At 70.0% G+C, this 13386-nt stretch carries 13 protein-coding genes and 1 pseudogene; 7 read left to right on the top strand and 7 right to left on the bottom strand.

Annotated elements, in window-relative coordinates; all coding sequences use genetic code 11:
- The first annotated feature begins 41 nt into the window (after nt 1–41).
- From OC490_RS21190 to OC490_RS21180, 3 genes are all read left to right on the top strand, one after another.
- Entirely contained in the window at nt 42–689 is a 648-nt protein-coding gene (locus OC490_RS21190) for a hypothetical protein (protein WP_262059543.1), read from the top strand.
- A gap of 49 nt (nt 690–738) precedes the next feature.
- A complete protein-coding gene (locus tag OC490_RS21185; RefSeq protein ID WP_262059542.1) occupies nt 739–1146 on the top strand; it encodes a DUF6153 family protein in 408 nt (135 codons plus the stop codon).
- A gap of 74 nt (nt 1147–1220) precedes the next feature.
- The gene (locus OC490_RS21180; protein WP_262059541.1) at nt 1221–1820 is read left to right on the top strand and encodes a DUF305 domain-containing protein; all 600 of its coding nucleotides are present in this window, start codon (nt 1221–1223) and stop codon (nt 1818–1820) included.
- Nucleotides 1821–1873: 53 nt separating this feature from the next.
- On the opposite strand, the gene OC490_RS21175 is transcribed toward OC490_RS21180, so the two are convergent.
- On the bottom strand, nt 1874–3001 hold the full coding sequence (locus OC490_RS21175) for a DUF5954 family protein (protein ID WP_262059540.1): 1128 nt from the start codon (nt 2999–3001) through the stop codon (nt 1874–1876).
- A gap of 165 nt (nt 3002–3166) precedes the next feature.
- Between OC490_RS21175 and OC490_RS21170 the strand changes: the two genes are divergently transcribed.
- Both OC490_RS21170 and OC490_RS21165 read left to right on the top strand, forming a co-directional pair.
- A complete protein-coding gene (locus tag OC490_RS21170) occupies nt 3167–3829 on the top strand; it encodes an NUDIX domain-containing protein (protein ID WP_201055273.1) in 663 nt (220 codons plus the stop codon).
- 87 nt (nt 3830–3916) lie between these two features.
- Entirely contained in the window at nt 3917–4915 is a 999-nt protein-coding gene (locus OC490_RS21165) for an aldo/keto reductase (protein ID WP_262059539.1), read from the top strand.
- Here OC490_RS21165 and OC490_RS21160 read toward each other — a convergent pair.
- The 6 genes from OC490_RS21160 to iolC are packed head-to-tail and all read right to left on the bottom strand — an operon-like array spanning nt 4905 to nt 11922.
- On the bottom strand, nt 4905–5690 hold the full coding sequence (locus OC490_RS21160) for a GntR family transcriptional regulator (protein WP_315986690.1): 786 nt from the start codon (nt 5688–5690) through the stop codon (nt 4905–4907). The two genes, OC490_RS21165 and OC490_RS21160, sit on opposite strands and share 11 nt — an antisense overlap.
- A gap of 33 nt (nt 5691–5723) precedes the next feature.
- Nucleotides 5724–7217 (bottom strand): CoA-acylating methylmalonate-semialdehyde dehydrogenase, encoded by a 1494-nt coding sequence (locus OC490_RS21155; RefSeq protein WP_262059538.1) that lies wholly within the window; start codon nt 7215–7217, stop codon nt 5724–5726.
- Between the two features lie 29 nt (nt 7218–7246).
- The gene (iolD, locus tag OC490_RS21150) at nt 7247–9124 is read right to left on the bottom strand and encodes a 3D-(3,5/4)-trihydroxycyclohexane-1,2-dione acylhydrolase (decyclizing) (protein WP_262059537.1); all 1878 of its coding nucleotides are present in this window, start codon (nt 9122–9124) and stop codon (nt 7247–7249) included.
- A complete protein-coding gene (gene iolB / locus OC490_RS21145) occupies nt 9124–10020 on the bottom strand; it encodes a 5-deoxy-glucuronate isomerase (protein WP_262059536.1) in 897 nt (298 codons plus the stop codon). Before iolB ends, iolD begins: the two co-directional genes overlap by 1 nt.
- A 14-nt stretch (nt 10021–10034) precedes the next feature.
- The gene (locus OC490_RS21140) at nt 10035–10913 is read right to left on the bottom strand and encodes a deoxyribose-phosphate aldolase (RefSeq protein WP_262059535.1); all 879 of its coding nucleotides are present in this window, start codon (nt 10911–10913) and stop codon (nt 10035–10037) included.
- A gap of 40 nt (nt 10914–10953) precedes the next feature.
- On the bottom strand, nt 10954–11922 hold the full coding sequence (iolC, locus tag OC490_RS21135; protein WP_262059534.1) for a 5-dehydro-2-deoxygluconokinase: 969 nt from the start codon (nt 11920–11922) through the stop codon (nt 10954–10956).
- A gap of 289 nt (nt 11923–12211) precedes the next feature.
- On the opposite strand from iolC, the gene OC490_RS21130 reads away from it, so the two are divergent.
- Together OC490_RS21130 and OC490_RS21125 are read left to right on the top strand one after the other, a co-directional pair.
- Nucleotides 12212–13231 (top strand): sugar ABC transporter substrate-binding protein, encoded by a 1020-nt coding sequence (locus OC490_RS21130; RefSeq protein ID WP_262059533.1) that lies wholly within the window; start codon nt 12212–12214, stop codon nt 13229–13231.
- Nucleotides 13231–13386: pseudogene (locus OC490_RS21125) on the top strand (ABC transporter permease); the annotation flags it as partial. The gene OC490_RS21130 and the pseudogene OC490_RS21125, both read left to right, overlap by 1 nt.

The following is a 13386-nucleotide window of genomic DNA, read 5'->3' as shown; positions in this document are numbered from 1 at the left end:
AGGCGTACAGAATCCACCACACGGACATTCCGGGGGACCTCATGAACGAAATGTCGGCCAGGCGTCTCGCGGGCGGTGCGGGAATCGCCGCCGCGCTCGCTTTCATCGTCGAAGTTCCGCTCTACTTCATCTATTCGGGGCCGCCACCGGACGCGAATGTCCTGGCCCGGCTGCTGATCGGAATCGTCGCGCTGGCGTTTCTGCTGGTGTTCGTGACGGCCTTCCGTGAACTGGTGAAGCGCGTGAATCCCGCGTACGAATGGGCCGGTTCCATGGCCTTCACCGCCGGGCTGGTCTACACGACGATCACCCTGGTCTCCAGCGGTCTGGAAGCCGGTGCCGTCATCGCCGCCGACCATCCGATCGACCCGACGATCGACGTCAGCGGTACCTACATTCTCTACGGGTCGATCTCCCGGCTCATGCTCGCGTTCTTTCTGACCGCGCTGGGATTCGCCGTCTCCCGCACGGAACTCCTGCCGCGCTGGACCAGCAGGTCGGCCTATGTCCTGGCCGGGATCAATCTGGCCTTCGTGCCGTCCCTGTTCTTCGGGAACACGCCCGCGAATTTCTACGCGGCGAACGGCTGGGGCACCACCGCTCTCATGGGCGCGATTCTCAGCTATTGGCTGCTGGCGCTCGGTATTTCCACCTACCGCAGTGCGAAAGCACCGGCGGTCCGGCACTGACCGGGGTACCCGGCGCGGGTTCGATACCCAGGGTGGGTATGGTTGCGTCATGACCCGGCCCGAGCAGCCCGTAGGACCGCACCGTCAGGTGCGGTCCTACGGGCTGCTCGTGGCAGCTCTGCTGCTCGGCCTGCTGGGCATGCACGGACTCGGGCCCGTTCCCCTGGCCCACCCCGCGCCGGGGCACGCCGTGACGGCCACGACCGCGGCCATGGGCGAGCAGGCGTCGATGCCGGACGCCTGCGACCACGACGGGGGCGGCCACCACATGACCCACGCGGACGCGACCTGTGCCTCCGCCTCCGTTGCCGGTACTCCGGCGGTGGTTCCGCTACTGCTGCCCGATGTGGCCGCCTGGGCCCAACTGCCGGACGCACGCGGGTCGTTGACGGACGGTGGCCCCGACGGCGGCCGGGCCCCACCCTCCCTCTCCGAACTCCAACTCCTGCGGCTCTAGAGCGGCCCGCGCGCCCACCCGCGCGCTTCGGCATGCCCTGTACAGACGACCGTTCCAGTTCCAGGAGTAACACCATGACCGCACAACGCGGGTTCGCCCGTCGTACCGTCGCTCTCGCCGTCACCGCCTCGGTGGCCGCCCTCACGCTCGCGGCCTGTGGCGACAACAGCGACAACAAGGGAAGCGACGAGACCAGGACGGGCGGGCACAACGCCGCCGACATCTCCTTCTCGAAGGAGATGATCCAGCACCACCGGCAGGCCGTGGAGATGGCCTCGCTCGCCGCCGACCACGCCTCCTCGGCCCAGGTCAAGAGCCTCGCCACGAAGATCAAGGGCGCACAGGACCCCGAGTTCAAGACCATGTCCGGCTGGCTCACGGCGTGGGGCGAGAAGGTGCCCCAGGACATGACCGGCATGGGCCACGACATGTCGTCCTCGACGCCCGGCATGATGACCGACGCCGACATGGGCAAGCTGGAGAAGGCCTCCGGCGCCATGTTCGACAGCATGTTCCTCAACATGATGGTCGAACACCACGAGGGCGCCGTGGCGATGGCCAAGACAGAGAAGGCGGACGGCAGTTACCGCCCCGCCACCGCGCTCGCGGCCGATGTGATCACGGCGCAGAGTGCCGAGATTTCGCAGATGAGCAAGATGCTCGGCAAGGGCTGACACCACCGGCGGAAAGGGTGGGGTCGGCCGCGTGGTCGGCCCCACCCCCGCGCTCAGGACCCCTCCGCCGCCTCTCGCTTTCGGCGCTGCTCCTCGAACAGCCGCAGGAACTCCTTCGCCTGTTCCTCCGCCACCCGCTGCTGCTCGGCCTCCTCCTCGCTCACCACCCGGTTCTCGTCGAACAGCCCCTCCGCGCGCAGCTGTTCCTCCTGGACGGCGGTCGGCAGTTCCGGGTCGTGGTCGGAGGGGCGCGGGCCCTCGGGACCGTCGGGGCCGATCCGGACGAGCCGTTCGACCCGCACGATCCGCGTCCGGCACCCGTCGATCACGATCTCGTCGCAGCGCTCGGCGTCGATCCGGTCGGCCGCCCGCGCGTACTCGGCCCGCGTCTCCTCGTCGAGCTCCTCCATGGCCGGCGCCATCACCCGCAGATAGGTGGTGAGCGTGTCCCGCGCCCCCTGCGGGCTCGGGTTCGTCGTCTGCGTCGGCTGCCAGCCGCCGTCCACGTGCTCCGCCGCGGTGAACTCGGCGGGCAGCAGCACACCCCCGGGATGCGTCTTCAGGGCGCGCACCGAGTCCTTGCGCACGGGGGCGGGAGCCGTGCCGGGGGCGCGGACCAGCGACAGCAGTTCCATCCGCAGGATGCCCTCGGACATGCCCGTCGCGGTGAACGGGTCGATCACGAACCCCGTGGTGCGGCTGGGGAGTTCATGGCCGTGCCCGACCTTCGCCGGGTCGGGGTCGGACGGCCGGGGCGGCTCCGGTCCGGTCGGTCCCATCCGGATGAACTGGTCGGCCCGCACGACCCGGAACCGGCGGTCGAGCACCGTCAGCTCGTCCGCCTTCTCCCAGTCCAGCCGCTCCGCCCCTCGCAGCCACTCCTGCCGAGTCGCCGTGTCGCCCGCGTCGCCGGCTTCCCGCGCGCGTTGGCGGAAGGTCATCGCCAGGGCGTCTCGGGAGCCCTGCGGGGCCATGTTGCCGAACCGGGAGAGGACCTGCCAGCCGCCCGAATCCAGTTCCTCGGCCACTCCGAACACCGGACCGCCGCCGGCCAGGACGTTCGGGTAGGCCTCGCGGGCCTGCCACGCCTCCACGTCCGCGAGGGCGGCTGCCGGGGCGTCCTGCAGCGCTTCCATCCTGATCACCCGGTACCCGGGAACCTGATCACCGTGCTCAGACATGCTCCCAGCATGCCCAGCAGAGGGGACGGCAGGCGACGAATCAACGCAACCGGCACATCGGTTGGGCTTACGGCTCACCGGTTTCGGCCACGCGTTCCACACCCCGGGGTGATAGACGTCGGGCATGAACAACTCGATCGCCTCCTCCTCTCCGGCCGGCACCCGATGACCGCGGGCGCCGACACCCCCGACCGCCGGGGCCGCACCGGCCTGGACCGCACCGGCCTCGACCTGACCGGCAACCCCCGGGTCAGAGTCCGCGACGTGACACTGCTCTCCAGCCACTGGTACGTCGAGCGCACCACCACCTTCGACTTCCGGCACGCCGACGGCACCTGGACCACCCAGGAACGCGAGACCCACGACCGCGGCAACGGCGCGACCCTGCTCCTGTACGACGCCGAGCGCGAAATGGTCCTGCTCACCCGCCAGTTCCGCTTCCCCGTGTACGTCAACGGCCACCCCGACGGCATGCTCGTCGAGACCCCGGGCGGCCTCCTCGACGACGAGGACGAACACCCCGAGGAGGCCGTACGGCGCGAGGTGGTGGAGGAGACCGGACACACCGTCGGCGAGGTGGAGCACGTCTTCGACGTCTACATGAGCCCCGGCTCGGTCACCGAACGCATCGGCTTCTACGCCGCCTCCTACGGCCCCTCGACCCGCACCCACGAGGGCGGCGGCCTCCAGGAGGAGGGCGAGGACATCGAGATCCTCGAACTCCCCTTCCGCAGCGCCCTGGAGATGATCCGCACCGGCGAGATCGCCGACGCCAAGACCATCATGCTGCTCCAATGGGCGGCGCTGGACGGGCCGTTCGCCAAGTAGGCGTCCGGAAGCTTGACTTGAAGTGCGCTTCAAGCGCGAGACTCCCGTTCGTGCCCGGACAACCGGGTGCGAACGGGAGGGATCATCATGAAGTACCGCACCATCGGCACCGATCCGGCCCACCGCCGCGAGGTGAGCGTCCTCGCGCTCGGCGCCATGCTCTTCGGCTCCCGCACCGACGAGGCGACCTCCTTCGCCGTGCTCGACCGCTATGTCGAGGCCGGCGGGAACTTCATCGACACGTCCGACAACTACGCCTTCTGGGAGGACGGCAGCCAGGGCGGCCAGAGCGAGAAACTGCTCGGACGGTGGCGGCGCAGCCGCGGCATCGGCGACGAGATCGTCATCGCCACCAAGCTCGGAGCCCGCCCCCTCGCCCCCGGCACGAGCTACATCGACAACCCGGAGGGACTGTCGGCGAAGGTCGTCCGCGAGTCCGCCGAACGCAGCCGCGAACGCCTCGGCGTCGACAAACTCGACCTGCTGTACGCCCACATCGAGGACCAGGAGGTTCCGCTGCAGGAGACCGTCGAGGGCTTCGCCGAACTGGTCGCCGAGGGCACCGTCGGTCTCCTCGGCGTCAGCAACCACGCCGCCTGGCGGGTGGAACGGGCCCGTGCGCTCGCCGCCGCGGCCGGCCTGCCCGGCTACGAGGTCCTCCAGTACCAGCACAGCTATCTGCGCCCCCGGACGGACATACCGTCCGACCTCTTCCCCGACGGCAGCCTCGGCAGCGCCGGACCGGACCTGCTCGGCTATCTGCGCGCCGAGCCCGCCCTCACCCTGGTCGCCTACTCACCCCTCCTGGCCGGGGCCTACACGCGCCAGGACAAACCCCTGGGTGCCGACTACGACCACCCGGGCACGCCCGCCCGCCTCGCCGCGCTGCGGGAGGTGGCGAAGGAGACCGGGGCGAGCGTCAACCAGGTAGTACTCGCCTGGCAGTTGGGCGGACCGCTGCCGATCGTCCCGCTCGCGGGAGCCTCGTCAGTGGCCCAGCTGGAGGAGAACCTCGCGGCCGTGGACCTGGAGTTGACGGCGGAGCAGCGCGAACGCCTGGACTCCGCCGTCCCGGTCAGGGCCTGACCAGCAACTGGAAGTCGAACGCGTACCGGGACGCCCGGTAGATGTGCGTCCCGTACTCGACCGGCCGCCCCGTGTCGTCGTACGCCGTGCGCTGCATCGTGAGCAGTGCCGCGTTCTCCTTCTCGTCGAGCCGGGCGGCCTCCTCGGGGGTCGCCGAGCGGGCGCCTATCGTCTGGCGGGCGCTGTGCAGGGTGATGCCGGCGGTGCGCAGCATCCGGTACAGACCCGTCGACTCCAGCCGGGCGGTGTCGAGTTCGAGCAGATCGGCCGGAAGGTAGTTGCACAGGAACGCCACCGGCTGACCGTGCGTGGAGCGCAGCCGTTCCAGGAGCGTGACCTCGCTGCCCTCCGCGACCCCGAGGGCCGCCGCGACATCCGCGGTCGCGGGCACGCCCTCGTTGCGCAGCACCTCCGTGGTCGGTCCCTGCCCGGCCGACTCCAGGTCGTCGTAGAGGCTGCTGAGTTCCAGCGGTCTCTTGACCTGGCTGTGCACCACCTGCGTGCCGACCCCCCGCCGCCGGACCAACAATCCCTTGTCGACAAGGGATTGGATGGCCTGGCGGACGGTGGGGCGGGACAGGCCGAGGCGGACCGACAGGTCGATCTCGTTGCCCAGGAGGTTGCCCGGCGCGAGGGTCCCGTGCTCGATCGCCGCCTCCAGCTGCTGCGCGAGCTGGTAGTACAGCGGCACCGGACTGTTGCGGTCCAGGGCGAAATGCAGGCCGTCGAGCGGGGAGCCGGTCACGGCACGCGAGTAGCCACCGGTCTTCGCCACAGAGGGCACCTCCTCACGAATCGTGACGGGTTGTCAGGAGTTGCTGGGGAAACCGAGGTTGATGCCACCGTCGGCCGGGTCCGGCCAGCGGGTGGTGATCACCTTGCCCTGCGTGTAGAAGGCGATGCCGTCGTTGCCGTAGATGTGGAGGTCTCCGAAGAGGGAGTCCTTCCAGCCGCCGAAGGAGTGGTAGCCGACGGGCACCGGGATCGGCACGTTCACGCCGACCATGCCCGCCTTGACCTCCATCTGGAAGCGGCGGGCGGCGCCGCCGTCCCGGGTGAAGATCGCGGTGCCGTTGCCCCAACGGGAGCTGTTGATAAGGGTGATGGCCTCGTCGTACGACTCGGCGCGCACGACGACGAGCACCGGGCCGAAGATCTCGTCCTTGTACGCGTCCGCCGTCAGCGGGACCTTGTCGAGGAGGGAGACGCCGAGGAAGAAGCCGTCCTCGTGGCCCTCGACCGAGAGGCCGGTGCCGTCGACGACGACCTCGGCGCCCTGCGCGGCGGCCGACGCGACGTACGACGCGACCTTGTCGCGGTGCTCGCGGGTGATGAGGGGGCCCATCTCGCTGGCCGGGTCGTTGCCGGGACCGATGCGCAGCTTGCCGGCGCGCTCGGCGATCTTGCCCACCAGCTCGTCGCCGGTGTCGCCGACGGCGACCACGACGGAGACGGCCATGCAGCGCTCGCCGGCCGAGCCGTAGGCCGCGTTGATCGCCTGGTCGGCCGCGAAGTCCAGGTCCGCGTCCGGGAGGACGAGCATGTGGTTCTTGGCGCCGCCGAGGGCCTGGACGCGCTTGCCGTGCTCAACTGCCTTGAGCTGGATGTACTTTGCGATCGGCGTCGAGCCGACGAAGGACACGGCCTCGATGTCCGGGTGCTCCAGGAGTCGGTCGACGGCGACCTTGTCGCCCTGCACGACGTTCAGCACACCCTGCGGCAGACCCGCCTCGGAGGCGAGTTCGGCCAGTCGGAAGGACGCCGACGGGTCCTTCTCGCTCGGCTTCAGGATGAAGGTGTTGCCGGTCGCGACGGCGAGGGGGAACATCCACATCGGCACCATGGCCGGGAAGTTGAAGGGCGTGATGCCCGCGACCACGCCCAGGGGCTGGCGAATCGAGGCCACGTCCACGCGGGTCGAGACCTGCGTCGACAGCTCGCCCTTCAGCTGCACGCTGATGCCGCAGGCGAGTTCGACGATCTCCATGCCGCGCGCGACCTCGCCGAGCGCGTCCGAGTGCACCTTGCCGTGCTCGGCGGTGATCAGTTCGGCGATCTCGTCGCGGTGCGCGTCAAGCAGCTCGCGGTACTTGAACAGGATCGCGGTGCGCTTGGCGAGCGAGGAGGTGCCCCAGCTCTCGAACGCGGCCTTCGCGGAGGCGACGGCGGCGTCCACCTCGTCGACGGTCGCGAAGCCGACCTGCTTCTCCTGCGCGCCGGTCGCCGGGTTGTATACGGGACCGAAGCGGCCGGACGTGCTCTCGACGGGCTTGCCGTCGATCCAGTGGGTGATCGTCTTCATGGTGCAAGTGCCTTTCGGGGGAGGGGCGTTCAGAGGTGGCGGCGACGGTCGACGACCTGGCGGTCGTACTCCTGGCGGGCCTGTACGGCCGATGCGCGCGAGGCGGTCTCGGCGACCGGTACGTCCCACCAGGCCTCGGCCGGGGGAGCGGTCGGGGTGGCGATGTCGGTCTCGACGTAGACGCAGGTCGGCCGGTCGGAGGCGCGGGCCGTGGCCAGTGCCTCGCGCAGTTCGCGCACGGTCTTGGGGCGCAGGACGTCCATGCCGAGGCTGGCCGCGTTGGCGGCGAGGTCGACCGGGAGCGGGGCGCCGGAGAAGGTGCCGTCGGCCGCCCGGTAGCGGTAGGCGGTGCCGAAGCGCTCGCCGCCGACCGACTCCGAGAGGCCGCCGATGGAGGCGTAGCCGTGGTTCTGGATCAGCACCAGGTTGACCGGCAGGCCCTCCTGGACGGCCGTGACGATCTCGGTCGGCATCATCAGGTACGTGCCGTCGCCGACCAGCGACCACACGGGGGTGTCGGGGGCCGCCTGCTGGACACCGATGCCGGCCGGGATCTCGTAGCCCATGCAGGAGTAGCCGTATTCGAGGTGGTACTGACGGGGGCTGCGGGCCCGCCACAGCTTGTGCAGGTCGCCGGGGAGCGAGCCGGCCGCGTTGATCACCACGTCGTCGTCGCCGACAACTGAGTCGAGGGCGCCGAGGAGTTGGGTCTGCGTCGGTACGGCGTTCTCGTCCGGGGCGGTGAACGCGGTGTCGACCACCCGCTCCCAACTGTCCTTGCCCGCGCGGTACTCGGCCTCGTAGGCGGGGTCAACGCGGTGGCCTTCGAGGCTCGAAGTCAGCGCTTCCAGACCGGACTTCGCGTCGGCCACCAGCGTGCGCGCGGCCAGCTTGTGGGCGTCGAACGCGGTGATGTTGAGGTTGACGAAGCGGACGGCCGGGTTCTGGAAGAGCGTGTTCGAGGCCGTCGTGAAGTCGGTGTAGCGGGTGCCGACGCCGATGATCAGGTCGGCGGCGCGCGCGATGTCGTCGCTGACCGCGGTGCCGGTGTGGCCGATGCCGCCGAGGTCGGCCGGGTGGTCGTAGCGCAGCGAGCCCTTGCCCGCCTGGGTGGAGGCGACCGGGATGCCGGTGGCGTCGACCAGGGCCTTCAGCGCCTCCTCGGCGCGGCTGTGGTGGATGCCGCCGCCCGCGACGATCAGCGGGCGCCCGGCGGACCGGATCACCTCGACGGCCTCCGCCAGCTCGGCGAGGTCCGGCGCGGGACGCCGTACATGCCACACGCGGTCGGCGAAGAACTCCTCCGGCCAGTCGTGGGCCTCGGCCTGAACGTCCTGTGGGAGAGCCAGAGTTACGGCTCCTGTCTCGACCGGGTCGGCCAGTACGCGCATCGCGTTCAGTGCGGCCGGGATCAGGGCCTCGGGGCGCATGACGCGGTCGAAGTAGCGGGAGACCGGGCGCAGCGTGTCGTTGACCGAGAGGTCCGCCTCGACCGGGTGCTCCAGCTGCTGGAGCAGCGGGTCGGCGGCCCGGGTCGCGAAGTAGTCGCCGGGGAGGAGCAGGACCGGCAGGCGGTTGATGGTGGCGAGCGCGGCGCCCGTGACCAGGTTGGTGGCGCCCGGTCCGATCGACGTCGTGACCGCCTGCGCGGAGAGGCGGTCGAGCTGGCGGGCGTAGCCGACTGCCGCGTGCACCATGGCCTGTTCGTTGCGGCCCTGGTGGAACGGCATCGTGTCCTCGCCCGCTTCAAGCAGCGCCTGGCCGAGTCCGGCAACGTTGCCATGGCCGAAGATGCCCCAGGTGCCGGCGATCAACCGGTGCCGTACGCCGTCGCGTTCGGTGTACTGGACCGACAGGAACTGCACCAGGGCCTGGGCAACGGTCAGGCGGCGGGTGGGGGTGCTCATCAGGACTTCTCCGGTGCCGTGTAGAGGGGGAGGCGGGGGTCGACGGGCTGCTCGGGCCAGGTGCCGCGGACCCAGGCGTGATCGGGGTGGTCGCAGATCAGCCACGAGCGGTCGTCCTCGGGACCCGCCATGACGTTGAGGTAGTACATGTGGTGACCGGGCACCGCCATCGAGGGCCCGTGCCAGCCGTCCGGGATCAACACGACGTCTCCGCCCCGGACTTCGGCCAGCACGTCCGTGTTACGGCCCTGCCCGGACGGGGACACGCGCTGGTAGCCGAGACCGGGTGTGCCCTCGTGGTCGGCGAACTCGAAGTAGTAGACCTCTTCGAGGACGGACTCCTCACCGGGCCGGTGCTCGTCGTGCTTGTGCGGCGGGAAGGAGGACCAGTTCCCGCCGGGCGTGATCACCTCTACGGCGATGAGCTTGTCGCACTCGAAGACGCCGGCCGCGCCGAAGTTGTTGACCTGGCGGCTGCTGTTGCCGGTGCCGCGCAGCTCCACCGGCACCGAGGAGGCCGGGCCGTAGCGGGCGGGCAGCCGGCGGGTGCAGCGGGCGCCGGTCAGCGCGAAGCGACCGCCGCCGGGCGAGGAGACCGTCGTACGGGAGTCCCTGGGGACGTACGCGAAGTCGCTCACGGCGGTGAACACGCTCTCGCGGCCGTCGAGTTCGAAGGTGTCATGGCCGAAGTCGTCGGCGGCCGAGACCGTGCAGGCGCCGCTGAGCGGGAGGACGATCCACTCGCTGTCCTCGGTGTCGAAGGTGTGGGTGCCGCCCGGCGGCAGCTCCAGGACCCGCAGGCTGGAGTAGCCCCAGGCCGCCGACTCGGGGGTGACGTCCACGACGTAGGGGCCGCCCAGGGCCTTGCCTGCGGGAAGGTGATACGCGCTCGTCATCGTGTGCCTCCGGTTCACAACAGACCTACGGCGGTGTCCACCGCCGCTTCCACGCCGCCGTCGGCGGGGTACAGCAGGGAGCGGCCTACGACCAGGCCCTGGACGGTCGGCAGCCGCAGCGCCTTGCGCCACTTCTCGTACGCGCCCTCCTGGTCGTCGCCGACCTCACCGCCGAGCAGCACGGCGGGCAGCGTCGAGGTCTCCATGACCTCGGCCATGTCGTCCGGGTCGGCCGTGACGGGCAGCTTCAGCCAGGTGTAGGCCGACGTGCCGCCCAGGCCCGAGGAGATCGCGATCGAGCGGGTCACGGCCTCGGCGGACAGGTCGTTGCGGACCTTGCCGTCGATCCGGCGGGAGATGAACGGCTCGACGAACAGCGGGAGTTGGTGGGCAGCCATGTCGTCTATCGCGCGTGCCGTCGACTCCAGGGTGGTGAGCGAGCCCGGGTCGTCGTAGTCGATGCGGAGCAGCAGCTTGCCCGCGTCGAAGCGGAGCCGTGCGATGTCCTCGGCGCGGTGGCCGGTGAACCGGTCGTCCATCTCGAACGCGGCGCCGGACAGACCGCCGCGGTTCATCGAGCCCATCACGACCTTGCCGTCCAGGACCCCGAGGAGCAGCAGGTCCTCCAGTATGTCGGCGGTGGCGAGCACCCCGTCGACACCCGGCCGGGACAGTGCGACACAGAGGCGTTCCAGCAGGTCGGCGCGGTTCGCCATGGCCGTACGGCGGTCGCCGACGCCGAGCGCGCCGCGCGCCGGGTGGTCGGCGGCCACGATCATCAGACGGCCGCTCGCACCCAGCAGCGGCCGACGCACCCGGCGGGCCGCCGCCTCGGCGATGGCCTCGGGATGCCGGGCTCTGACCGTGACCAGGTCGGGGATGCTGATGCTCAAGAGAAACTCCGTTCAGGGGTGGCTCGGGCGGTCACGGGGGTCAGCCGCCCACGCGCGCGCCGGCGAGCAGGTCCTCGACCTCGGACTCGGTGGGCATCGCGGTGGAGCAGGCGAGACGGGAGGCGACGAGGGCGCCGGCCGCGTTGGCGTACCGCATGGTTCGCGCCAAGTCCCAGCCGGACAGCAGTCCGTGGCACAGCGAGCCGCCGAACGCGTCGCCCGCGCCGAGACCGTTCAGCACCTCGACCGGGACCGGTGGCACCTCGGCGGTCGTGCCGTCGCGGTGCACGGCCAGGACGCCCTTCGGGCCCTGCTTGACGACGGCCAGCTCCACGCCCGCGTCCAGCAGGGCCTGGGCGCAGGCATGCGGCTCGCGGACGCCGGTGGCGATCTCGCACTCGTCGAGGTTGCCCACCGCGACCGTCGTGTGCCGCAGGGCCTCCGCGTAGTACGGGCGGGCCTCCTCCGGGTCCTTCCAGAACATGGGACGCCAGTCGAGGTCGAAGACCGTGGTGCCCGCCTTGTCGCGCGCCTTGAGGGCGGCCAGCGTGGCGGAGCGGCTCGGCTCCTCGCTCAGCCCGGTGCCGGTGATCCAGAAGACCCGGGCCTCGCGGATCGCGAAGTAGTCCAGCTCGTCGGTGTGGATCTCCAGGTCAGGGGCCTTGGGCCGGCGGTAGAAGTACAGCGGGAAGTCGTCCGGCGGGAAGATCTCGCAGAAGGTGACGGGGGTCGGGTAGTCCGCGACCGGGGTCACCCAGCGGTCGTCCACTCCGAAGCCCTTGAGGGCCTCGTGCAGGTAGGTCCCGAAGGGGTCGTCGCCGGTGCGGGTGATCACCGCGGTGCTGCGGCCGAGCCGGGCGGCGGCCACGGCCACGTTGCTCGCCGAACCTCCGAGGAACTTCCCGAAGGTCTCCACCTGCGCCAGCGGTACGCCGGACTGCAACGGGTAGAGATCGACCCCGATACGGCCCATGGTGATGAGATCGAAGGGCTGGGCTGACTCGGCCATGCGCGGCACTCCTCTGAGCTACTGGGGGGTGGGCGGGTCCCGAGGGCCTGCCGACTCCCAGGTGTAGGACTCCGAGGGGCGCTCTGTCAATAGTTTGTACTTACATTCGGACCTGCTTGTGAAATGATGTCTTAACAAAGTATTGACAGCGGGCGCGACCGGGGATTGGATTCCGTCCCAGCGCAACAGCCGTGTTTCACGGCGTACGACCCGAGGCCGACAGGCCCCGAGCCCGGATCTCTGCGATCATTGCTCCCTTTCCCCTGAAGCACAGTGAGGTGCAGGAAAGATGGACCGTTCTTCCCACTCCCGTTCGCGCAGAATGGCCCCCTTCGTGGCGGTTGCCGCGGCAGCGGCACTGACCCTCGCCGGCTGCTCCAGCAGCTCGGGCGGCAAGAAGTCCTCGGAGGACACCTCCGGCGCCTCCGCGGGCAAGGCCAGCACTCCCCGTATGACGGTCGCCCTGGTCACGCACCAGGCGCCCGGGGACACGTTCTGGGACATCGTCCGCAAGGGCGCCCAGGCCGCCGCCGACAAGGACAACATCAAGCTCATCTACTCGGCCGACCCGAACGCGGGCAACCAGTCGAACCTGGTGCAGAACGCGATCGACCAGAAGGTCGACGGCATCGCGGTCACCCTCGCCAAGCCCGACGCCCTCAAGGACGTCATCAGCAAGGCGAAGACCGCGAACATACCCGTGGTCGGCCTCAACTCCGGTCTCAGCGACTGGAAGAAGCTCGGACTGCTGGAGTTCTTCGGCCAGGACGAGACGGTCGCCGGTGAGGCGCTCGGCAACAGGCTGAACACGGAAGGCGCCAAGAAGGTCGTCTGTGTCATCCAGGAGCAGGGCAACATCGGCCTGACCCAGCGCTGCGACGGCGTGAAGAAGACGTTCAGCGGCACTACCGAGGTCCTCAACGTCAACGGCACGGACATGCCGTCGGTGAAGTCGACGATCACCGCCAAGCTCACGCAGGACAAGGCCATCGACTACGTGGTCACGCTGGGCGCCCCGTTCGCCCTGACCGCCGTGCAGTCGCTGACCGACGCGGGCAGCAAGGCGAAGGTCGCCACCTTCGACCTCAACAAGGACCTCACGACCGCCATCAGCAAGGGCACCATCCAGTTCGCGGTCGACCAGCAGCCTTATCTCCAGGGCTACTTGGCCGTCGACTCGCTGTGGCTCTACAAGAACAACGGCAACTACAGCGGCGGCGGTGAGCAGCCCGTACTGACCGGCCCGGCCTTCGTCGACAAGACCAACGTCGACGCCGTCGCCAAGTACGCCGCCAACGGAACCCGGTGATGAGCATGACCCAGCACGCCGAGCCGGCGGTGACCTCACCGCCGGCCCCCGGCCCCAAGCCCACCGACGGCCGAACCACCGAACGGCCCCTGGCCCTCCGGTTGTTGGCGCGTCCCGAGGTGGGTGTGTTCCTCGGTGCGGCTGCGGTGTACGTG

This window comes from Streptomyces sp. STR69, from assembly GCF_024519455.1.
GTDB lineage: Bacteria > Actinomycetota > Actinomycetes > Streptomycetales > Streptomycetaceae > Streptomyces.
The sequence above is the reverse complement of the archived record's forward strand: the minus strand, read 5'-3'. Positions and strand labels throughout refer to the sequence as shown.